The sequence below is a fragment of the Undibacterium sp. TC4M20W genome (assembly GCF_049340245.1).
Classification (GTDB): Bacteria; Pseudomonadota; Gammaproteobacteria; order Burkholderiales; family Burkholderiaceae_D; genus Undibacterium.
This window is the reverse complement of record NZ_JBMPPI010000001.1, coordinates 1-22423: the sequence shown is the minus strand read 5'-3', so window position 1 is coordinate 22423 and position 22423 is coordinate 1. Positions and strand designations below refer to the sequence as shown.

The 22423-nt window shown below is 52.0% G+C and carries 18 protein-coding genes, 1 pseudogene and 1 riboswitch; of the genes and pseudogenes, 11 read left to right on the top strand and 8 right to left on the bottom strand.

All coding sequences use genetic code 11. The annotated features are described in order from the left end of the window. The first annotated feature begins 106 nt into the window (after nt 1-106). The 7 genes from ACO0LL_RS00095 (at nt 107) to ACO0LL_RS00065 (ending at nt 6596) form a co-directional block, all read left to right on the top strand. Entirely contained in the window at nt 107-2089 is a 1983-nt protein-coding gene (locus ACO0LL_RS00095) for a monovalent cation:proton antiporter-2 (CPA2) family protein (RefSeq protein WP_422948890.1), read from the top strand. A 32-nt stretch (nt 2090-2121) separates the two neighbouring features. Next, entirely contained in the window at nt 2122-2664 is a 543-nt protein-coding gene (locus ACO0LL_RS00090) for an adenine phosphoribosyltransferase (RefSeq protein WP_422948889.1), read from the top strand. A gap of 23 nt (nt 2665-2687) precedes the next feature. After that, nucleotides 2688-3146, top strand: coding sequence for a GNAT family N-acetyltransferase (locus ACO0LL_RS00085; RefSeq protein WP_422948888.1), 459 nt, complete (start codon nt 2688-2690; stop codon nt 3144-3146). A gap of 102 nt (nt 3147-3248) precedes the next feature. Further along, nucleotides 3249-3323, top strand: a riboswitch (S-adenosyl-L-homocysteine riboswitch). A 25-nt stretch (nt 3324-3348) separates the two neighbouring features. After that, entirely contained in the window at nt 3349-4773 is a 1425-nt protein-coding gene (gene ahcY / locus ACO0LL_RS00080; RefSeq protein ID WP_422948887.1) for an adenosylhomocysteinase, read from the top strand. A gap of 119 nt (nt 4774-4892) precedes the next feature. Continuing rightward, nucleotides 4893-5252: a phage holin family protein gene (locus tag ACO0LL_RS00075; RefSeq protein WP_162039606.1), complete on the top strand. Its 360-nt coding sequence runs from the start codon at nt 4893-4895 to the stop codon at nt 5250-5252. After that, nucleotides 5239-6066: a methylenetetrahydrofolate reductase [NAD(P)H] gene (gene metF, locus ACO0LL_RS00070; protein WP_422948886.1), complete on the top strand. Its 828-nt coding sequence runs from the start codon at nt 5239-5241 to the stop codon at nt 6064-6066. Before ACO0LL_RS00075 ends, metF begins: the two co-directional genes overlap by 14 nt. A gap of 77 nt (nt 6067-6143) precedes the next feature. After that, nucleotides 6144-6596: a DUF3592 domain-containing protein gene (locus tag ACO0LL_RS00065; protein WP_422948885.1), complete on the top strand. Its 453-nt coding sequence runs from the start codon at nt 6144-6146 to the stop codon at nt 6594-6596. On the opposite strand, the gene ACO0LL_RS00060 is transcribed toward ACO0LL_RS00065, so the two are convergent. Next, nucleotides 6593-7495, bottom strand: a complete 903-nt coding sequence (locus tag ACO0LL_RS00060; protein WP_422948884.1) for an AEC family transporter — start codon at nt 7493-7495, stop codon at nt 6593-6595. The genes ACO0LL_RS00065 and ACO0LL_RS00060 overlap by 4 nt on opposite strands. A 202-nt stretch (nt 7496-7697) precedes the next feature. On the opposite strand from ACO0LL_RS00060, the gene ACO0LL_RS00055 reads away from it, so the two are divergent. Continuing rightward, a complete protein-coding gene (locus ACO0LL_RS00055) occupies nt 7698-8480 on the top strand; it encodes an MBL fold metallo-hydrolase (RefSeq protein WP_422948883.1) in 783 nt (260 codons plus the stop codon). A 102-nt stretch (nt 8481-8582) separates the two neighbouring features. Here the strand turns inward: ACO0LL_RS00055 and ACO0LL_RS00050 are convergent, their stop codons facing one another. Next, a complete protein-coding gene (locus ACO0LL_RS00050; RefSeq protein ID WP_422948882.1) occupies nt 8583-9062 on the bottom strand; it encodes an Lrp/AsnC family transcriptional regulator in 480 nt (159 codons plus the stop codon). Between the two features lie 179 nt (nt 9063-9241). Here ACO0LL_RS00050 and metC point away from each other — a divergent pair, with 179 nt between their 5' ends. Beyond that, on the top strand, nt 9242-10468 hold the full coding sequence (gene metC / locus ACO0LL_RS00045; protein ID WP_422948881.1) for a cystathionine beta-lyase: 1227 nt from the start codon (nt 9242-9244) through the stop codon (nt 10466-10468). Between the two features lie 58 nt (nt 10469-10526). On the opposite strand, the gene ACO0LL_RS00040 is transcribed toward metC, so the two are convergent. The 4 genes from ACO0LL_RS00040 to ACO0LL_RS00025 form a co-directional block, all read right to left on the bottom strand. Continuing rightward, nucleotides 10527-11030 carry a hypothetical protein gene (locus ACO0LL_RS00040; protein ID WP_422948880.1) on the bottom strand — a complete coding sequence of 168 codons (504 nt, stop codon included), beginning with the start codon at nt 11028-11030 and terminating at the stop codon, nt 10527-10529. Nucleotides 11031-11359: 329 nt separating this feature from the next. Further along, a complete protein-coding gene (locus ACO0LL_RS00035) occupies nt 11360-13618 on the bottom strand; it encodes a penicillin-binding protein 1A (RefSeq protein ID WP_422948879.1) in 2259 nt (752 codons plus the stop codon). Nucleotides 13619-13626: 8 nt separating this feature from the next. After that, entirely contained in the window at nt 13627-15393 is a 1767-nt protein-coding gene (locus ACO0LL_RS00030; protein ID WP_422949316.1) for an ABC transporter ATP-binding protein, read from the bottom strand. Then, entirely contained in the window at nt 15383-17134 is a 1752-nt protein-coding gene (locus ACO0LL_RS00025) for an ABC transporter ATP-binding protein (protein WP_422948878.1), read from the bottom strand. Before ACO0LL_RS00025 ends, ACO0LL_RS00030 begins: the two co-directional genes overlap by 11 nt. A 525-nt stretch (nt 17135-17659) precedes the next feature. On the opposite strand from ACO0LL_RS00025, the gene ACO0LL_RS00020 reads away from it, so the two are divergent. Together ACO0LL_RS00020 and ACO0LL_RS00015 are read left to right on the top strand one after the other, a co-directional pair. Then, nucleotides 17660-18547, top strand: coding sequence for an amino acid ABC transporter substrate-binding protein (locus ACO0LL_RS00020; protein WP_422948877.1), 888 nt, complete (start codon nt 17660-17662; stop codon nt 18545-18547). A gap of 419 nt (nt 18548-18966) precedes the next feature. After that, nucleotides 18967-19809 (top strand): amino acid ABC transporter substrate-binding protein, encoded by an 843-nt coding sequence (locus ACO0LL_RS00015; RefSeq protein WP_422948876.1) that lies wholly within the window; start codon nt 18967-18969, stop codon nt 19807-19809. Between the two features lie 111 nt (nt 19810-19920). On the opposite strand, the gene ACO0LL_RS00010 is transcribed toward ACO0LL_RS00015, so the two are convergent. Further along, nucleotides 19921-22032, bottom strand: coding sequence for a prolyl oligopeptidase family serine peptidase (locus tag ACO0LL_RS00010; RefSeq protein WP_422948875.1), 2112 nt, complete (start codon nt 22030-22032; stop codon nt 19921-19923). Between the two features lie 270 nt (nt 22033-22302). Continuing rightward, nucleotides 22303-22423, bottom strand: a pseudogene (locus ACO0LL_RS00005) (IS701 family transposase); the annotation flags it as partial.

Below are 22423 nucleotides of genomic sequence, written 5' to 3'. Positions count from 1 at the left end.
GTATAAACGAAATCCTCAAAGCAAAAACTTTGCCAGTTGTAACGTAATGAATTATGTTTGCCCAAAAGCAGGATAGCAAGGCGATAAATCGGCAATAATAGGCGACATGACAGGACTGGACACCACACTTTTATTGCTGGCTGCTGCCGTATTGGGCGTGGTCGCATTCCGTATGCTGCAACTACCGCCTATGCTGGGTTATCTGGTGGTTGGCATCTTCATAGGCCCGCACGGTTTTGGCATGGCAGAAGACAGTGCCGTGACCCATGAACTGGCCGAATTTGGCGTGGTCTTCCTGATGTTTTCGATAGGACTGGAGTTCTCGCTGTCCAAACTCATGGCCATGCGCAAGGCGGTATTTGGCCTCGGGATGGCGCAGGTACTGGTCACTATACTGACCAGCATGGTATTTGGCTGGGTAGCCAGCCGCTTTTTACCAGGCATGTTCCAGATCAGTTGGGAAGCCTCATTCGCCCTTGGCGGCGCATTGGCGATGTCCTCAACCGCCATCGTCTCGAAAATGCTGACGGAAAGGCTGGAGCTGGAAAGCCTGCATGGCAGGCAGATTATCAGCGTGCTGCTGTTCCAGGATCTGGCCGTGGTGCCGCTGCTGATCCTCGTGCCTGCGCTGGCATCAAAATCCCCTGATCTTGGTAAAACCCTGGCGCTGGCGAGTGGCAAGGCGGTGGTGGTGCTGGTCTTGCTGCTGGTGGTGGGGCAAAAACTCATGCGCGCCTGGTTTCACATCGTGGTCAAGCGGCGCTCGCAAGAGTTGTTCATGTTGAATCTCTTGTTCATTACCCTGGGCGCTGCCTGGCTGACCGAGAAAGCCGGTTTGTCGATGGCGCTGGGTGCCTTTGTCGCCGGCATGCTGATTTCAGAAACCGAATACCGCCATCAGGTGGAAGAAGACATCAAGCCCTTCCGTGATGTCTTGCTGGGCTTGTTCTTTATTACCGTTGGCATGTTGCTCAATGTGCGTCTGGTGTATGAGCAATTCTGGCTGGTGTTGCTGCTGCTGACTGGGCCGGTGTTGCTGAAGTTTGTGTTGATTGCTGCTTTGGCGAGAGTTTTTGGCAATTCCACCAGCGTTGCCATGCGTACTGGTCTGGGTCTGGCACAGGCCGGTGAATTCGGCTTCGTTTTGTTGAACCAGGCAGGGGGCTTGCAACTGGTTGATCCTATGCTGGTGCAATTGATTTTGGCGTCAATGGTGATTTCCATGCTGATCTCACCCTTCATTTTGTCCAAGTCTGATGCCATCGTCATGAAATTCTCTGCCAACGAATGGATGATGCAATCGCTGGCACTGACCCAGATCGCTGCCCGCACCATGACCACCAAGAAGCATGTGATCATTGCCGGTTTTGGCCGTAGCGGCCAGAGCCTGGCGCGTATTCTGGCAGAAGAAAATATCGATTACCACGCACTCGATCTTGACCCCGACCGCGTCAGGGAAGCACAAACTGCTGGTGCCAATGTCTCGTATGGCGATGCGGCAAGACGTGAAAGCCTGCTGGCGGCTGGCGTCAACCGCGCCTCGGCCCTCGTGGTGACTTATACCAGCACCGCATCTGCGCTCAAGGTTTTGCATTTCGTCAATGAGATGAACCCCAGCCTGCCTGTTATCGTGCGCAGCCATGATGATGTTGATCTGGATAAACTCAGGGCAGCCGGTGCCACAGAGGTGGTGCCAGAACTCATGGAGGGCAGCCTGATGCTGGCGTCCCATGCCCTGGTCATGCTGGGTGTGCCTTTGCGGCGCGTGGTACACAGGGTGCAGGCGGCACGTGAGGCGCGCTATGAATCCCTGCGCGGCTTCTTTCATGGTGCCAGCGATGCTGCCGACAGCCCGGAAAGCATGCAGATACGCCTGCATACCGTAGTACTGACCGAACGTGCCAATGCACTGGGTTTGCATTTGGCAGACTTGAAGCTGGAAGAATTTGAAGTCGATATCCATGCCGTACGGCGCGGTAAAGCCAGGCTTGATCATCTGGATGACATCGTTTTACAGAATGGCGACGTGGTCGTCGTCAGGGGAACTTCCGAAGCAGTCGCTAGAGCAGAGCAGCGGCTGTTAAAATAGCGGGTTATTTTAAAATTTGAAGGACATGCTTGATGTTAAATCGATCAGAGTACATTAAAGAACATATACGCACGGTGGAAAACTGGCCACAAGCAGGCGTGATGTTCCGCGACATTACCCCCTTGTTGCAAAATCCTAAAGTATTCCGCGTACTCATCGATATGTTCGTACATCGTTACATGGATGAAAAGCTCGACGTCGTGGCTGGCCTGGATGCACGCGGCTTTATCATAGGCTCAGTGGTCGCCTATGAGCTGAACCTGGGTTTCGTACCTATTCGCAAGAAAGGCAAGCTGCCTTTCCATACTGTGTCCGAGCAATATGAGCTTGAATATGGCAGCGCGACGGTGGAATTGCATTCCGATGCCTGCAAAAAAGGTGACCGTGTCGTCCTCATCGACGACCTGATTGCCACTGGCGGCACCATGATGGCAGGCAAAAAATTGCTGGAGCGCCTGGGCGCAACGGTAGTCGAAGGTGCTGTCATCGTCGATTTGCCTGAGCTTGGTGGCTCGAAGATTATCAAGGACAGTGGCTTGCCTTTGTTCACCGTTTGTAATTTCGACGGACATTGACAGGCTGGCAGGTACTTACTCGCATGCATGAGTTTCACGTCGCGGCATCAGACCCGGCCTTGCCCGAGGCCGCTGTTTTGCTGGATGAGCTTTCCGACCGCCTGGCTGCGATCACCGGTAGCAGTGGGCGTTCATCCTTTGATGCAGAGGATGTACGCGTACCCGGTGCGCTGTTTGTGCTGGCACGCAGTGCCGATGGCAAGGCAGTAGGCTGTGGTGCTTTTCGCCCCATGGGCGAAGGCGTGGCAGAAGTCAAGCGCATGTATGCGCAGGTAGCGGGTGCAGGCCTGGCCGTATTGACACATCTTGAGGCTGCTGCCAAAGAATATGGCTACCTGAAGCTGCGGCTGGAAACCCGCCTGATCAATCAGCGTGCCGTTGCCTTTTATGAAAAACATGGTTATTACCGCATTCCCAATTTCGGCAAGTATGTGGGCAAGGCAGAGGCGGTCTGCTTTGAAAAAGAAATAAAAAAGCATTAAACAGAAAAAGTAATCCCAAAACCTCTATGGAACAGCACTTTTCTGGTTTCTTTGATAACGCAAGAACTCAGCAAAAATGCCAGAGCTGCGCTATACTTCAAAACTTCCAAGGAGCGTTGCGACGAAAACTACGAGTTTTTGCCAGGCTTGGGATATCCATAACCGCGCTCACGTTACTTTTTTCATCAGAAAGGAGGGCGTGATGAACGCCGTCGTAGCAAACACATCCAATACTTCCCAAGATTTTTTCGTTGCTGACCTGAGTCTGGCTGACTGGGGCCGCAAGGAAATCCGCATTGCTGAAACAGAAATGCCAGGCCTGATGGCGATCCGTGAAGAGTTCGCGGCTACCCAGCCTCTGAAGGGTGCGCGTATCACCGGCTCCCTGCACATGACTATCCAGACTGCCGTGTTGATTGAAACACTGCTGGCCCTGGGTGCAGAAGTGCGCTGGGCATCTTGCAATATCTACTCCACACAAGATCACGCAGCCGCAGCGATTGCTGCTGGCGGCACACCCGTGTTCGCTTTCAAAGGCGAAAACCTGGATGAATACTGGGATTTCACCCACCGCATTTTCGAATGGAAAGACGGCGGCTATTCCAACATGATTCTTGATGATGGTGGCGATGCGACATTGTTGCTGCATCTGGGTACACGTGCTGAGACAGATATTTCTGTATTGGCCAATCCAGGTTCAGAAGAAGAAATCTGCCTGTTCAACGCGATCAAAAAACACCTGGCGATTGATGCTACCTGGTACTCCAAACGCCTGGCAGAAATCAAGGGCGTGACAGAAGAAACAACGACAGGCGTACACCGTCTGTACCAGATGCACAAAGATGGCAAACTGGCTTTCCCTGCTATCAACGTTAATGATTCCGTCACCAAGTCCAAGTTCGACAACCTGTATGGTTGCCGCGAATCTCTGGTCGATGGCATCAAGCGTGCAACTGACGTCATGATCGCTGGCAAGGTTGCTGTTATCGCCGGTTACGGTGATGTAGGCAAGGGTTCTGCGCAAGCCATGCGTGCTTTGTCTGCCCAGGTATGGGTAACTGAAATCGATCCTATCTGCGCATTGCAGGCAGCGATGGAAGGCTACCGCGTTGTGACCATGGAATATGCTGCTGAACACGGCGACATTTTCGTGACGACAACAGGCAACTACCACGTCATCAGCCATGCACATATGCTGAAGATGAAAGACCAGGCCATCGTTTGCAACATCGGTCACTTCGATAATGAAATCGACGTCGCTGCATTGAAGCAATACACCTGGGAAAACATCAAGCCACAAGTAGATCACGTGATTTTCCCTGACGGCAAGCGCATCATCCTGCTGGCAGAAGGTCGTCTGGTGAACCTGGGTTGCGGTACAGGTCACCCATCCTATGTCATGAGTTCTTCTTTTGCTAACCAGACTATTGCGCAAATCGAATTGTTTGCCAATACAGCGAAATATCCAGTCGGCGTTTACACTTTGCCTAAACACCTGGATGAAAAAGTCGCCCGTCTGCAATTGAAAAAACTCAATGCACAACTGAGCGTGCTGACAGAAGAGCAGGCTACTTATATCGGCGTGAGCCAAAACGGCCCTTACAAGCCAGATCACTACCGTTATTAATCCACGATAGCGCCTGTCCGGGTTTGCAGCTTGTAGTTTGAAGCTTGCAGACCTGGGCAGGTGTGCAATGAAGCTGTATCTTGTGGCTACAGCTTCATCCCTCTACAACAGGAGCATGTATGCGTTTACTGGCAACCTGGTTGGTCAATGCGCTGGCTTTGCTGGCGATTCCTTATCTCATTTCGTCGGTGCAGATCGACACGTTTGGTACGGCACTGGTCGTGGCAGTCGTGCTGGGCCTGGTCAACACCATCATTCGCCCTATCGTATTGATACTGACCTTACCAGCAACCGTATTGAGTCTGGGCCTGTTCATCTTCATCATTAATGGTCTGATGTTCTGGGGCGTGGCAAATATGGTAGATGGTTTCCACGTTACCGGCTTCTGGGCGGCGGTAGGTGGCGCATTGTTGTACAGCGTGATCTCCTGGGCACTTTCGACCTTATTGTTGCAAAATAAAAAAGATGAAGACGCCTAATTTCAGCATAGAATTTTTTCCGCCCAAGACGGCGGAAGGCACGGAAAAGCTGCGTGTCACCAGGGCCAAGCTGGCCGAACTGAAACCCAAATATTTCTCTGTCACTTTCGGCGCTGGCGGCACGACTCAACAGGGCACGCTTGATACCGTGACCGAGATACGCCGTGAGGGGCATGACGCTGCACCGCATTTGTCCTGCGTGGGTGGTACCCATGAATCCATCCGTACTATTCTCAATGAATTCAAGGCCAATGACATCCGCCGCCTGGTCGCCCTGCGTGGCGACTTGCCCAGTGGTTATGGCATGGGTGGTGAATTTCGCTATGCCAATGAACTGGTCGAATTTATCCGTGCCGAGACTGGTGACTGGTTCCATATCGAAGTGGCAGCCTATCCTGAAATGCACCCACAGGCCCGTTCACCGCAAGATGATCTGAACAGCTTCGTGCGCAAGATGAATGCTGGTGCGAATGCCGCCATCACCCAGTATTTTTACAATGCTGATGCCTACTTCCGTTTTGTTGAAGAAGCGCGTAAGGCAGGCGTGACAGCACCTATCGTGGCAGGCATCATGCCTATCACGAATAGCACACAGCTACAGCGTTTCTCTGAAATGTGCGGCGCAGAAATCCCGCGCTGGATACGTTTGAAGCTGGCCAGCTATGGTGACGATACTGCGTCTATCAAAGCCTTTGGTCTGGATGTAGTAACTGCCATGTGTGAACGCCTGCTCGCAGGTGGTGCTCCGGGCCTGCATTTCTATTCTTTGAACCAGGCGGCTGCGACGACAGCTATCTGGCAAAGACTGGTTTAATATAGCTTGCTCATCTCAACACTATCCCCGCCAGAGATGATCTGCCGGGGATTTTTTATGTCAGGTTTTTTGCAGCCATGGGAATCTACTTCGCTATTCTGTTCCTCTTCATTGCCGTTGCCTGGATGTTCTGGTCTGTAGTGGAACTTTTCAGAGCCAGTCAAAGCGTGCACTGGCCTACGGTGCAGGCAAAAGTCAGGGTATGCAGAGTACGAAGGTACTTCCATAACACGACGGGATATAAAGACAGTGCCATACAAGAATGGAGTTTCCAGTTACAGTATGACTACACTGTCAATGGTCAGGTTTATCAGGGAAACAAAGCATTTTTTTGTGGCTGGCCGGGCAAGCGGGTCGCAAGGAATATCGTCGCCAAATATCCCGAGGGTAGTACCGTCAGCATTACTTACCATCCAGGTAAGCCGGGTGTGAGCGCGCTGATCCCCGGGCTTAACCGCTTTGCCTGGCTAGTCTTGCTGCCAGGCCCCATGGCGCTGGTGCCGGCCTATGTTGCCTGGCGAATGTTCTAACGCAAACCCAGCCACAGTCCTAAAGGTACAAATAGCACCGCTGCGGCATTGCCGAGCAAAACGATAGACGCGACCTTGTCAGGTTCCTGTTTATATTGCTCCGCCACCATGAAGCAAAATACAGCGGGCGGCAGCGCCGCAAACAAATACATCTGGCCGCGCTGGGTGGCTGTGAGAGGCAAGATAAATTCCAGTATCCCGGCCACCAGCAGGCCTGCCAATGGGCAGACGATGGCACCTGCCATGCCTATGCGCCAGCTGGCAAAATTGATGTCCAGCATACGCACCCCGAGTGCAAACAGCATGATGGGGATGCAGGCATCTCCCGTCATTTTCAAGGCCAGGAAAAGTGTGGGCTGTAATGGGATATGCAAGACCGCAAACAGCATGCCCGCTGCCATTGCCAGCATCATCGGGCTCAGCAAAAAGCGCCAGGGGTTATCCTGATGATCAGGATGACCATGCTGGATGATGCGTATGCCCACCGTGAAATACACGAGGTTGCAAGCCATGAATAGCGCCACCGCAGCCGACAGGCCGCTGGTGCCAAAGGCCAGTGCTGCCAGTGGCAAACCCATATTGCCGCAATTGTTATACATCATCGGTGGCACGAAGCTGCGCACGTCGTAACCCAGCAGGCGCGCCACCGGCCATGCCAGCAGACCTGAGCCCAGCGCAATCAAGGCGCCGGCCAGTATCAGCCACAGGTTGTGGGCAACATCAAAGTCCTTGCCCGCCAGCGCAGTGAAAATCAGCAAGGGGCACAGCACATCCATGCTGATGCGGTTGACCGAGACCATATCCGCCGCCGCAGCCGGGCCCTTGCGCCGTGCATAGGCATAGCCTAGGCCGATGATGATGAACACAGGAAGGATGATGGATAGTATGCGTTCTATCATGCGTGCGTTTGCCTGGAAAAAGGAGAGACAGGTTTACTTCTGTTCACAAGAGTCTAGCCGCTTTGCCGTCTTTGCGCTGTGGCAGAAAGCACAGATGACAAGATTTCATGTGAGCTGGATTAGCCATGGCTTGATCCATGTCAAGAACGGTTTAGCCAGTTTTTCTACAATACCATTTCACACTATGGTATGCGGGGCTCAATTGGCGATAGAACTTTTTAATGACGGCAAACACATCTGCGTGATGTTTAATGATCTGCTGGATGACACTGCAGACCATGCCGTCCAGGCCAACCAGTTCCTTGTCGTATCAGAAGGTGAGGGAGCCTTGATCGATCCTTCCGGTAATCTGACCTATAATGCATTGCTGGTCAGCCTGCACAAATACCTGCCAAAAAAGGACCTCAAGTATCTGTTTGCATCGCATCAGGACCCTGACATCATAGGCGCACTCGACAAGTGGCTCATGGGTACGAATTGCGATCTGTATGTCTCCAAATTATGGTCACGCTTTGTGCCGCATTTTTGTAACCTGAACCGTGCAGAAGGCCGCATCGTCGGTATCCCCGATGAAGGCATGCCGGTGCGTTTGCGCGATACCATCATCCACGCCGTGCCTGCGCATTTCCTGCATGCTGAAGGCAATTTCCAGTTCTACGACAGCAAATCAAAAATCCTGTTTTCTGGTGACGTCGGTGCCTCCATGGTTGATGCGCACGACATAGAAACAGCCATCACCACCAGGGCACAATTTCTTGATCATGTGCATACCATGAGTGGCTTTCACAAGCGCTATATGGTGTCCAACAAGGTCTGCCGCCTGTGGGCGAACATGGTCAGGAAAATGGATGTGGATATGCTGGTGCCACAGCATGGCCGCTATTTCCAGGGGCGTGAGGCGATTACGGCTTTTTTGGACTGGATAGAAAACCTGCAATGCGGTATCGATCTGTTCACGCAGGAACATTACCGCTTCCGTGGATAAGCAGATGGCCTGTTTTTTGTAGGAGCGGCTTCAGCCGCGAACATTCCTGCCGTATCGTGCATTCGCGGCTGAAGTCGCTCCTACGAAGGAATTAACGCTTGCCTAGGCTTTACCGCTTTTAAGCACTGCATAATTGAGCGGCAAAGCGGTCGTGTTCTTGATGACTTCCATCACAAAGCTGGAGCTGACATCCTGCAGGTCAGCTACCTTTACCAGCTTTTTATAGACCTGATCAAAGCCCGCCATGTCGGGCACATAGACTTTTAGCAGATAGTCGATGTCGCCACTCATGCGCAGGATTTCAACAATCTCTGGTATCGCGCCCACGCCAGCAATAAAACGCTGCATCCATTTTTCATTATGCTGGGCTGCCTTCAGCGCCACCATCACCGTCAAACCCAGGTTCAGCTTGACCGGGTCACAGAGTGTGACTTGCTGTCTGATGACACCATCTTCCTGCAATTTTTGCACACGGCGCCAGCAGGGCGTGACGGACAAGTGCACGGCCTGGGCCAGATCGGCCAGTGCAATGGAGGCATCTTTCTGCAAGATATTCAGTATTTCTAGATCAATTTTGTCCATATATTCTAATTTGTAGGAAATTTTTCTAAAAATAACATAAATCCTTGAATAATTTGGTAAAAATTTCTTATTGGCTGTTGCTAGGATATGTCTGGTACCACCTTGACGTGATCATGGTCTTTATCGATACATATCAGGGTAGCAATCAGTTAATGCATAGAAATAACAAAGGAATCACCATGATTATCGTCGAGCCCGTATTACAAACCGCCACCCGCCTGACCCATGCCGGTCGCAAGGGCAAGGACCATGCAGCGTTTGTGAACCCTTCCATAGTGCGCGCTTCGACCATGCTGTTTCCTGATGTCGCTTCCCTCAAGAACGCCTGTGGCACACGCCGTGCCTATGGCCGCCATGGCAATGAAACCACGCAAGCGCTGGAACAGGCACTGTGCGCGGCTGAGGGCGCTGCTGCCTGCATGCTGACTCCGTCTGGCTTGTCCGCAGTCACAACCACCTTGCTGGCCCTGCTGCAGCCTGGCGACCATTTACTGATGGTCGATACCGTATATGACCCGACCCGTCTGTTTTGCGATGGCATGTTGAAGCAAATGGGCGTTACCACTACTTATTATGATCCGCTGGTAGGCCGTGGCATTGCTGATCTCATGCAATTCAATACCAAGGTGATCTTTGTAGAGTCGCCAGGGTCCCTGACGTTTGAAATACAGGACATTCCCGGCATCGCCGCTGCCGCCCATGCGCGTGGTGCTGTCGTCGTGTCTGACTCTACCTGGGCCACGCCTATAGGCTGGGATTCGTTTGAGCTGGGCATCGATGTCTCCATCCATGCCGCCACCAAATACATCGTCGGCCATTCTGATGCGCTGATGGGTGCGATTTTGACGACGGCAGCGCTGGAAGAGCGTATCCGCAATACTTATCGCCAGCTAGGCCTGACCATAGGTGCAGATGATGCCGCGCTGGCCTTGCGGGGTTTGCGCACGCTGGCAGCACGCCTGGCAGCGCACAGGGAAAGCGCCCACATCGTCGCGCGCTGGTTGAAAGAGCAGCCAGAAGTGGCCGAGGTCTTGTATCCGCCCATGCCAGGCAGCCCTGGCCATGAATTGTGGAAGCGTGATTTCAAAGAAGAATATGCCTGCGGCCTGATGGGGGCAGTATTCCGCACCGACATCACAGAACAGCAAGTCGCTGCCTTGATAGACCGCACCCGCCTGTTTGGCATCGGTTTTAGCTGGGGTGGTTTTGAGAGCCTGATCTTGCCGACCAGCCCTGCCTCTTACCGCAGCGTCAATGCCGCCAAATGGCAGGCACCGATGTTGCGCCTGCATGTGGGGCTGGAAGCAGTACAAGACTTATTAGCTGATCTCGATCAAGGCTTTACCGCCTTGCGCAAGGGCCAGGAGACTGGGCGTGAGCGCAATTATCTGAAGGCGGTCGTGTAACTGAAATGCCGGGCTGAAATAAAGAGCTGAAATGCAGAGTTGAAAACAAGCCACCAGTTCAGCTATTCACCCAGGCTATCGCCTTCTTGAATATGCCGGAAGGTGGCGGGGTAAAGGCCTCAGCATTGCTGGTGCTGGGTTCGTCTGGTTCGAGGTGGCGCATCATCGAGAGCGTGTGTTGCTGGCGTATCAGGCCCTGACGGTTGATTGTGGCAATGATGTTGGCGATTTTACCGGCGGCGATGTCGAGATCGAATTCATAGAATTCATCCCCACGTTTGCCACGGCGCTCATGCTGGAACAGTTTCAGGATTTCATCAAGGGCCTGGCCGCAATCCTTGGTATGCAGTTCAAATGCGCATTCATACTGGCCGGGTATCAGTTGTTGCTGGTCACGGTTGAGTTCCATGGCCTTGGAGACACCAGAGCGGCGGGTAGCACCGATCTTGTACAAACCCTGGCGCAGGCCATCGTTTTGCAAAATGTAGATAGTACCTGGCGTGCCATGCATGAATTGTGGTTCGCGTGGCAAAGACCTTTGTGGGCGGTAGGTAGTAGTCATCTCTTAACCTGACATTGTGTAAAGCGATGCAGAAGAGTCTACAAAATGTGCAAGGTGTTTCAGGCGCGGAATAAGAGGGTGCTTTGCGCTCTGTTTGATGAATAGAAGTTTGATTGACAAGAATTTGTGAGATTTACCACCATCCTGTTTTGCTTCCCGCACAGGATTTCAGCCCGTTGGCCTCTGCCAGCGGGCTTTTTTTATGGCGAGCATGATTTGTCATGCGCTTGTCATGTCCAGCCACTACCATGCGCCCATCCTGAAATGTTTTACCTCCAAAGGTCGGGATACTTACCCGCAGAGCGATCTGCGGGTTTTTTCTATGTGGGCTACTGCGTGGCCGAACTTGCAGCCGGAGCAGCTACTGGCGCATTCCCCATATCCAGCGTGCGCACACCGGCACCGTTCAGGAATTCATTAAACATCCAGTCACCCTCGGCATTGCTGATGCCTTCAGGCACGGCACGCACGACTTCAGGCTTGCCAGTCAGTGCCACGCGCATGGTGTCTATCCAGATAGGCAAGGCAAGGGTAGAACCAAACTCGCGGCCACCGAGGGTCTTGGGATCGTCATAACCCATCCAGGCCACGGCCACGACATTGGCGGCATAGCCAGCAAACCAGCCATCAACCGCGTCGCTGGTGGTGCCTGTCTTGCCTGCCAGGTCGCGACGACCAAGTTTCGCCGTGGCGCTGGCACCTGTGCCGCTGCGCACCACCTCACGCAACATCTGGTCAGTGATGTAGGCATTGCGGGCATCGATGACACGGGATTCTTCCTGCGCTTTGGCAGGTGGCTTGTTTTCAAACAGCACAACGCCCTTGCCATCCACCACTTTGCTGATCAGCCAGGGGTTGACCGCATAACCACCATTGGCAAATACCGCATAAGCCGATGCCAGTTGCAAAGGGGTTACTGAACCAGTACCCAGTGCCATGGTCAGGTTGGCAGGATGCTTGTCCTTGTCAAAGCCAAAGCGTGGCAACCATGTCTTGGCATGGTCGACGCCTATGGCTTTCAAGATGCGTACCGACACCACGTTCTTGGATTGCGCCAGTGCCGTGCGCATGCTGATAGGGCCGTCATATTTGCCATCATCATTACGCGGGTCCCAGCGCAGATTACTGTCCGATGTCTCTGACAGTTGTACGTCATTGATCAGGGTGCCGGGGTAAAAACCCTTTTCCAGCGCGGCAGAATAAATGAAGGGCTTGATGCTCGACCCAGGCTGACGCCAGGCGCTGGTCACATGGTTGAATTTCTTGCGGTTGTAATCAAAACCACCGACCATCGCGCGAAAAGAGCCATCGTCCGCATTCAGCGCCACGAATGAACCCTCGACTTCAGGTATCTGCGTAATTGCCCAGCGTTTTTTGGCATCCTGCATCACCCGTATCACCGAGCCCGGGCGTATCTTGATGCCCGGCTTGGCTTTTTCTGTCAGCGCTGCTGCTGCAAAGCGCAAGCCATCACCATTGATTTCTATGCTGTCACCGGATTGCAGTTCGGCCTTGACGATTTTGCCGGACGCCTGGGTCACCACTGCTGCCAATACCTTGTCATTGTCAGGATGCTTGCGCAAGATCTGGTCTATCGCATCGTCGCGTTCGTCTTCATCTGCTGGCAAGTCTATATGGGCCTCGGGGCCGTCATAACCATGGCGCTGGTCGTAGGCCATGATGTTGCGGCGCACGGCTTCATAAGCGGCATCCTGCTCGGCTTTGTTGATGGTGGTATAGACCCTGATACCCTTGGTATAGGTATCTTCCTTGTATTGCGCATAGATACTCTGGCGTACCATCTCGGCTACATAGTCAGCATGGGCATCAAATTGCTGGCCTTTGATGACCTTGATGTCTTCCTTGGCTGCGACTTCCATCTGGGCTTCGGTGATAAAACCATTCCTGACCATGCTCTTCAAGACCAGCAACTGTCTTTGCTTGGTTTTTTCAAAATTGACGGCGGGATTATGTCGCACCGGGTTTTGCGGTACACCAGCCAGCATGGCGGCTTCTGCCAGCGTCAATTGATCGAGCGATTTGCCAAAGTAGGTTTTTGCGGCACTGGAAAAACCATGGCTGCGTTTGCCCAGGAAAATCTGGTTCATATACAGTTCCAGGATCTGGTCTTTAGTCAGTGCGTCTTCGATGCGGTAAGTCAGCAAAATTTCTTTCATTTTGCGTTCTACCGATTTTTCATTGGTCAGGAAGAAGTTGCGTGCAACCTGCATGGTGATGGTGGATGCACCCTGATGAAAACCACCGCGCAAGTCCGCCAAAATGGCGCGCCCGGCACCGATGAAGGAGATGCCGCCATGCTCATAAAAACGCGCATCTTCTATCGACAGCAGCGCATTTTTCATGACCGCCGGGATTTGCTTGATCGGTACAAAGTCGCGGTGTTCTTCGCCAAATTCACCGATCAGGGCATTGTCAGCCGTGTAGATGCGCAGCGGGATTTTTGGGCGGTAATCGGTCACTGCTTCCAGAGTAGGCAAACCCGGGGCCACCACAAAAAATATAAAGGCCAGGCTTGCCAGCGCCAGAGTCACGGCAACACTGATGCCGAACACGATCCATTTCTTCATGCTATTCCTTATTCTTCCAGGGTTTGCAGCAAATACAGGCGCTGGTATATGCCCTGATCCACCTGCATTAATTCTTGATGATTACCTTGCTCGGCCAGCTTGCCGTGGTTCAGCACGATGATGCTGTCGGCGTCACGTATGGTAGAGAGCCTGTGGGCAATCGCGATGATACTGACCTTGCCGCGCAATTCTGTCAGCGCGGTTTGTACTACCTGCTCGGTTTCACTGTCGATATGCGATGTTGCTTCATCGAGGAACAGGATGCGCGGCTTGCCAGCCAGTGCACGGGCAATTGCCAGCAATTGTTTTTGCCCGGTGGACAGGCGCGCACCACCTTCACCCAGTGGTGTGTCGTAGCCATTTTCCAGTTGCAAAATAAAATCATGGACATGTGCAGCCTTGGCCGCAGCGATGATATCTGCCTCGCTGATGTCACGTCCCATGGCGATATTTTCGCGGGCATTGGCGGCCAGCAAAAACGGTTCTTGCGGCACCAGCCCTACCTTTTCGCGAAAGTGCGCATCCGTGATGCTGGCCAGCGGCTGAGCATCGACTTCCATGCGGCCAGACTGCGGCGTATAAAAACGTAGCAAGAGACTCAGCAGGGTAGATTTGCCACTGCCAGTATGGCCGACGATGCCATAAAAACTGCCCGCCGGGATATCCAGGCTAAAGTCATGCAAGACTGGCCGCGCAGGGTCATAACCAAAATTCACTTTGTCCAGCGTCAGGTGGCCTTCAGTAATGCGCGCATCGCTGCTGGCCTGTACATGCTGGTGTTCATTGAGCAGTGTGTTGACACGCGCAGCAGAAACCACGGCTTGCTGTATCTGGCCAAATTGCAGGGTGATCTGTATCAGCGGCTCCACGACGCGGGCGATGTAGCTGACAAAGGCATACAGCACACCTATCTCCACACCAGAAAAACTGCGCTGGCTGAAAGTGAAAATCACCACCACCAGCAACAGCGAATTCATCAGGTCCAGCGCCGGGCGCAACAGCCAGGCATTGGCGCGCAATTCATCCAGCCTGGCGGCGTAATGCAATTGATTGGTTTTGGCAAAGCGCTCACCAAAGCGGCGTTCGGCATTGCTGGCTTGCAGCGTGCTCATGCCATTGATGCTCTCTGCGACCTGGGCATTAATTTCACTGCGCAACTGGCGCGCCTTGCTGACGGCTGGCGCACTCCAGCGCTGGTAAAACCAGACGATGATGATGACCGCCGGTATCAGCATGAGGACGATCAGCATCAAGCGCCATTCCAGCCAGGCCATGGCAGTCAGTGCGCCAATGACGACGATGGTGCTGTCGAGCATGACGAACAAGACTTGCACATACAGGCTCTTGACGGACTCAGTGTCATTCGTCACGCGGCTCACCAGTTGCCCGGTGATGGCCTTGTCAAAAAAAGCCATGGGCAGGCGCAAGACATGTTCATACACTTGTTCACGCAAGCGCCGTACTGAACGCATGGCCACGCCAGCCAGTCTGGTCAATTGCAGGTAGCGCAGCCAGGTCGCAGCCCAGCCTGATAACACATAGGCAGCCAGCAAGCCTATGACCATGCTCATATCCATCTGATGCGGCAACAGGTAACGGTCTATGAAAGCCTTGCCCATCAAGGGGCCAACAGCCTCCAGGCCAGCAGCGATAAATAAAAAGAAGATGCCCAGCCAGACATGGCGTTTTTCACTGCGGGCTGCGTGCAGCAGCAAATGCACTGCCTGTTTTTTTTCCGACATGGCAGCGGGTAATTGTTTGGTATCAGGCTGCATCCAGGCTTGCTTCCAATTGTTGATAACGCCATTGCGTTGCATACCAGCCATTCAAGTCCAGCAAAGCCTGGTGATTGCCCTGTTCTATAATTTTGCCTTCACGCAAAACCAGGATGTGATTGGCTTCCAGCACCGCACTCAGGCGGTGGCTGACGATGACGGCACTGCGTTCAGGATGTTCTTGTCGCAACTCTGCCAGATGTTGCAGGATATGCGTTTCTGTTTGCGTATCGACTGCTGACAGGGCATCGTCCAGCAATAATAAAGGGCTGGCCGTCAGCAAGGCACGGGCGATGGCCACGCGCTGTTTCTGGCCGCCAGACAGGGTGACACCACGCTCACCCACCAGCGTGTCATAGCCATGCGGGAAGCGCTGTATATCATCATCCACTGATGCCAGTTGCGCAGCCTTCATGACCTCGGCACGGCTGGCTGCTGGGTTGCTGAGCGAGATATTGTCAGCTATCGATGCCGAGAACAAAAACGGTTCCTGCGCCACCCAGTTGATGGACAGACGCAGCGCCTGCAATTTATAGTCTGCCAGCGCATGCCCACCCCAATTCACCTCGCCTTGCTCAGCCTCGATCTGGCGCAGCAACAGGCGAACCACGCTGGATTTGCCTGAGCCGGTAGGGCCGACTATGCCCAGCGTATGGCCCGGCGCGATACGGAGGCTGATGTCTTGCAGGGCTGGCCTGGTTTGTCCAGGGTAAGCAAAGCTGACATTCTCCACGACCAGATCACCGGCAGGTGGTGTATCCAGCTTGCCCTCGTCATTAACGCTGAGTTCCTGCGTCAATACCGGTTCCAGCCGTGCCCAGGCTGCCTTGCCGCGTTCAAGCAGCGACAAGACCCAGCCAGCGGCAAACATAGGCCAGATCAATTGGCCCAGATACATGGAAAAGCTGGTCAAGGCACCGATGCTCATTTCACCATGCCAGACCAGATAACCACCGACACCCAGTGTCAGTGCACCAGCCGCAGTCAGGGACAGGCCCACTGCCGGTTCATAAGCTGCTTCCCAGCGTTGGGCATTCAGGCTGGCCGCCGCAGCGTTTTCTGCCAGTTCGGCAAACTGTGCGGCGCTGCGTTGTTCCAGGCCCAGGGCGCGCAGGGTGCGCACGCCGGATAAAGTCTCTTGCACTTGATCATTGAGTTTGCTGAAACGGTCGAGAGAATCGCGTGAAGCATCCTGTATATGATGGGTAATATGCTTGAAGGCCCAGGCCATGAAAGGGAAGGGCAGCAGAGCTGCCAGTGCCAGCCGCCAGTCTACGCCCAGCAACATCATGCCTATCACCAGGGCAAAGGTCATGCTGCCATCAAAACCAGCGAGAGCGGCTTCACCTGCGGCCAGTTCTATGGCATCTGCATCATTGGTGCCCAGCGCCATCAGGTCGCCAGTTCTCTGTTGCTGGAAAAAGCGCGAGCCCTGCACACTCAGACGCTCATACAAACGGGTACGCAATTGCATGCCCAGTTGATAAGAAGCGGTAAATAATTGCGTGCGCCAGCCTACGCGCAGGAAGTAAATTGCCAGGCCCATGCCCAGCAACCAGGACAGTTCCCACATCAAGGCTGTGTTGTCAAAACGGCCTGCCACCATGCCATCGATAATCATGCCGACACGGCGCGGTATCAGCACCGTCATGACGGCAACGGCAAACAGCATCAGGCCGGCACTGATGTACTGACGCCAGTGCTGGCGGATAAATTGTGCTAAAAGCTGGTACAGACTCATAGATGGTTCAGACCAGAAAGACAGAAAATGGTTGCATGCATCTGGGGCGTGTGGATGGCAAAGCAGGAAATGATACAGTATCCTCAAATTCTGATTTCATTCTCTGTGATTTACCTTACGCCAGTATTCATTTTCCATTTGTTTGTTGAATGGCTCTGCATTTTTGTTCACCACACATGGTTTTGTTTTTATGAAAAGTAAAAACATAAAGTTTTTGTCTTCCATGAGCGGATGTTGCTTGTCTATATTTCTATCTCATTTTTTATCTCCTTTTTCTCCTATCGCGCACTAGAGGTTTACTTCTCCCTCAAGGCGCTCAGTCCGCTATATAATCCGCCCCCTCACTGTTGAAACCCCCACGCTTGTTGCAAAATATCCCGGGCTTAATTGCATAGCCCCTCTGTATTACCTATACTCAGGCAATAGCTGCTCATTGTAGTTATGCGCTGCCTGAACATCTTTGCAACAGCTTCCACATAAATGTCTCGATAAATTTTGCCTTTTTTTAGAGCATAAGGAAACCATATGAAATTGCGCTGTATTCTTCAGGCTGGCGTTTTTGCGTCTGCCGCTATTCTTTCCCAGTTGTCTTCTGCTGACACACTGGACCGTATCAAAAAAAGCCAGACCGTCAATATTGCGTATCGTGAGTCTGCCCTGCCTTTCTCTTATTTGTCAGACAGCAAAGCGCCGGTCGGCTACACCATCGACATCTGCAAAAAAATGGTTGATGCGCTTAAAAAAGAATTGAAATTACCGCAACTGAAAATCAATTTTTTGCCTGTCACGGCAGATAACCGCATAGAGGCCATGACATCCGGCAAGGCAGATATGGAATGTGGTTCAACCAGCAATACTGCAGACCGCAGGAAAGTAGTTGATTTTACGATACCGCATTTCTTTTCCACTTTGCGCATGATGGTCAATACCAGTTCCGGCATCAAGAACTGGACAGACTTGAAGGGCAAGAAGGTCGTCTTCACCAAAGGTACATCTACTGACAAATTCATCCTCGAGCGTGACAAGGTACGCGCACTGAACATGAAACTGGTAGAGGGCAAAGACCACAGCGATTCTTTCAACATGCTGGAAACCAACCAGGTCGATGCCTTTGCCCAGGATGAAGCTCTTTTGTTTGGCTTGAAAGCCAAGGCCAAGGACCCTTCCAAGCTGACCATCGTTGGTGACCCACTGGCTTCTGAAGCCTATGCCATCATGCTGCCCAAAGGTGACGCCGCATTCAAGAAAATCATCGATGCTGAAATGGCACGCCAGATGACTGACGGTGAAATCACCAAGCTGCATGAAAAATGGTTCACCAAACCGATACAGCCTAACAATATGAACCTGGCCTGGCCCATGGGTGCACTGTTGAAGGAAACCATACGCTTTCCTTCTGATAAAGTGAATTAAGTTCTTTGCAACTTATTCAGCTGCGTATCTATGTATGTTCATTAACCCGGGATATTTGCCCGGGTTTTTTTTGATATTGCTCAAATGCGTAAGCTTAATAAGGCGTTGAATCATGACATTAAGCAAAATGCATGAATTTTTGATTGTTGTTGCGTAGAAATATTCCTATAATCCCGGCCTGCGGTGTTTTTGTCGCAACTGATATCGGGTTCACTTTGGTCTGGCAAGTATCGCGCAGTATTTATCCATCAGCGCGACAGCATCTGACGATGCTATTGAAGTAGCATCGCTCCTCATTTCCTTGCCCTGATTTCTCCGTCTAAATCAGTTCTTTATCATCCCCATTACTCCAACCGGGTCAAGGAAGTAGCATGAAATTTCGTCGCTTTATCAAAGCAAGTTTAATTTTTTCAAGTTGTATGCTGGCACAGTTATCCTCTGCAGCCGATACACTTGAGCGTATCAAAAAAACCAATACGATCAACATCGCATTCAGGGAAACCTCGCTCCCATTCTCTTATCTGTCAGAGAATAAAACACCTATCGGTTACTCGATTGATATCTGCGCCAAATTTGTGGATGCGATCAAAAAAGAGTTAAAACTACCGCAGTTGAAGATCAACTACATCCCTGTTACATCAGATACGCGCATGGAGGCGATGACCTCAGGCAAGGCAGATATCGAGTGTGGTTCTACCGCCAATAATGCAGAACGACGTACCAAAGTAAATTACACGTTGCCGCATTTTTTCGCCACGATACGCATGATGGTCTTTGCTGATTCCGGCATCAAGAACTGGCAGGATCTGAAAGATAAAAAAGTGGTGGTGACCAAGGGAACCTCTACAGATAAATATCTGCTGGAAAGGGATAAAGTGCGCTCCCTGAATATGAAGATGGTCGAGAGCAAGGATCATATCGAATCAGTCAGCATGCTGGAAAACAAGCAGGTCGATGCATTTGCGCAGCACGATGCAATCCTGGCTGGTTTCAAGGCCAGGTCCAAGCTTCGCGATAAACTCGTCATCGTCGGTGACCCACTGTCTTCAGAAGCCTATGCAATGATGCTGCCCAAGGGCGATGCCGCTTTCAAGAAGCTAATTGATATGGAGATGGTGCGCATGATGACAGATGGTGAGCTGACCAGACTCTATGAGAAATGGTTTACAAAACCGGTACAGCCGAATGGCGTGAACATGACCTTGCCCATGAGCGTCCTGTTGCGTGAAACCATACGCTTCCCGTCGGATAAAGTCGATTAAGCGAAAAAAAAGCAGCCGCACTGGCTGCTTTTTTCATCGTACCTGACTCAATTAATTGATTGGTTAATTGATTGGTTAATTGATTGGTTAATTGATTAATTAATTGATTACTTAATGCACCTGCACCGCATCATTGTCACGCTTGAGCATATTCCACAAGAAAGTATAAACAATGGCGTCCATGTCGGCACGTTGTGCATTGTTGGCCGCACCACCGTGGCCGCCCTCTATGTTTTCGTAATACCAGACATTCTTGTGACCCTGCTCCATCATTTTGGCAGCCATTTTGCGCGCATGGCCGGGGTGTACGCGGTCATCCTTGGTGGAAGTAATAAACAGCACATTAGGATAAGTCACACCTGCCTTGACGTTCTGGTAGGGCGAATATTTGGAGATGTAATCCCACTCGGCAGGCACGTCCGGGTTGCCATATTCACCCATCCATGATGCACCGGCCAGCAACTGGTTAAAGCGGCGCATGTCGAGCAAAGGCACGCGGCTGACAACCGCATTGAACAAGTCAGGGCGCTGGGTCAGGGCGACACCAGCCAGCAAGCCGCCGTTACTGCCACCCATGGCACCCAGGTGTTTCGGGCTGGTGATTTTGCTGGCGATCAGATCTTCTGCTACGGCAGCAAAGTCATCATAGGCGCGTTGACGATTTTCTTTCAAGGCCAGTTGATGCCAGCGCGGGCCAAACTCGCCGCCGCCACGGATATTGGCAACGACATAGACGCCACCTTTTTCCAGCCAGCTCTTGCCCAGACCACCGGAATACGAAGGCGTCATGGGAATCTCGAAGCCACCGTAGCCATACAGCAGGGTAGGATTATTGCTGTCGAATTTCACATCCTTGCGACGCACGATAAAGTAAGGCACCTTGGTACCATCTTTGGATGTCGTGAATTTTTGCGTGGTTTCATAGGCACTTGCATCGAAGAAGCTTGGTGCCGACTTCAGCAATTCACGCTTGTCATTGCCCGCATGGGCCATCATATAAACACTCGGTGTCAGGTAATCAGAATAGCCGAGCAGGTAATCATCAGAATTTTCAGCATCCACTGCAGTCACAGTAATGGCACCCAGCGTAGGCAGAGTGACCTGACGCGCTGACCATTTACCGCCACTGAATTTCCATTCTTTCAGGCTGCTCTTGACGTTATCCAGGGTTTGCAACAACAGATGATTTTTCGTAATGGCAGCACCAGTGTATGACGTGGTATCGCTGGGTTCAAATAATACGGTGAATTCACGATTGCCTTTCATGAAGGCATCAAAGTCGATGGCCAGTACACTGCCTGACGCATAAGTCTTGCCACCAACTGTCCATGCTTCTCGCGGGGTGATCACCGCCTGTTTGTCAAAGAAATACAGATTGCTCTTGGCCGGAATATCCAGCTTGCTCAGCTTGTCGCCTTCTTTCAGATATTGCTCTGATGTGTAGAAGGTGATCTGGCGACCCACCAGTTCCCTGTGTATTCCTTTATGGTCACTGGAATTGGCACCTACGGCCATATCGGTTTTCTGGCCTTCAAACAAGGTCTTGGCTGCAGATAATTCCGTGCCGCGCTTCCATTCCTTGACAACGCGTGCATAGCCGGAATCTGTCAGTGTGCCGGCACCAAAGTCGGTAGCAACAAACAGGGTGTCTTTATTAACCCAGTCCAGGCTCATTTTTGCTTCTGGCAGGCTGAAGCCACCTTTGACGAAGGATTTGCTGGCAAGATCAAATTCACGGGTGACCACCGCATCTGAACCACCGCGCGAGAGCTCAATCAGGCAACGGTCATAGACTGGTTCACGGCATACGCTGGCCTTGTATACCCAGCTCTCATTTTCTGCCTTGGCCAGTGCATCAACATCGAGCACCACTTCCCATTTAGGTTGGGCTTTCTTGTATTCTTCCAGAGAGGTTTTACGCCACACACCGCGTGGGTGTTCTGCGTCCATCCAGTAGTTATATACGGCGTCCCCCATTTTGCGTATGGAGGGGATGCGGTCTTTGGAATTGAGCACCACCTGCAAATCAGCTTTCAGTTTATTGAAGCCTGCATCATTGTCGAGCTTGCTGCGGGTGACCTTGTTCTGGTCTTTGACCCAGCTCAGGGCCTTGTCACCGGTGATATCTTCCAGCCACTGGTGTTTGTCTTCTGCCTGGGCCAGCGCCAGGCTGCTCGCGCCTGCCATGCACAGCACGGCAATTAGTTTTAATTGTGGTTTCATTGCTTTCCTTATTGTTGGACAGGCGGTCTCAGCCTGGTATTTTTTCACGGGATGACCATGAACTATATTGATAGCCAGTAATTAGCCAATAATTGACCCCGCGAGCAGGCGTTCGGTTCAGCGCGCCCGTCAAGAATTCTAAAGCCATGCTTTCCGATAGTGCGATGTGATTTGCGTGATGATACAAAACTAAGTTTTGCTTTTTGGATAAAAACTGTTGAAGTCGTCAGGTTGATGTTTTTTTAATAATTTATTGAAAATAATTAGGACTTACGCAAAACGCATAGAAATAGAAGGATTTCTGAGTTGCTGACATAAGTAATGGTCCAAAAGGCCGTGTTTAATGCGATAAGCGGTTTGTTTGGTAGTTCTGGCAATGTCGGTGAGGCGT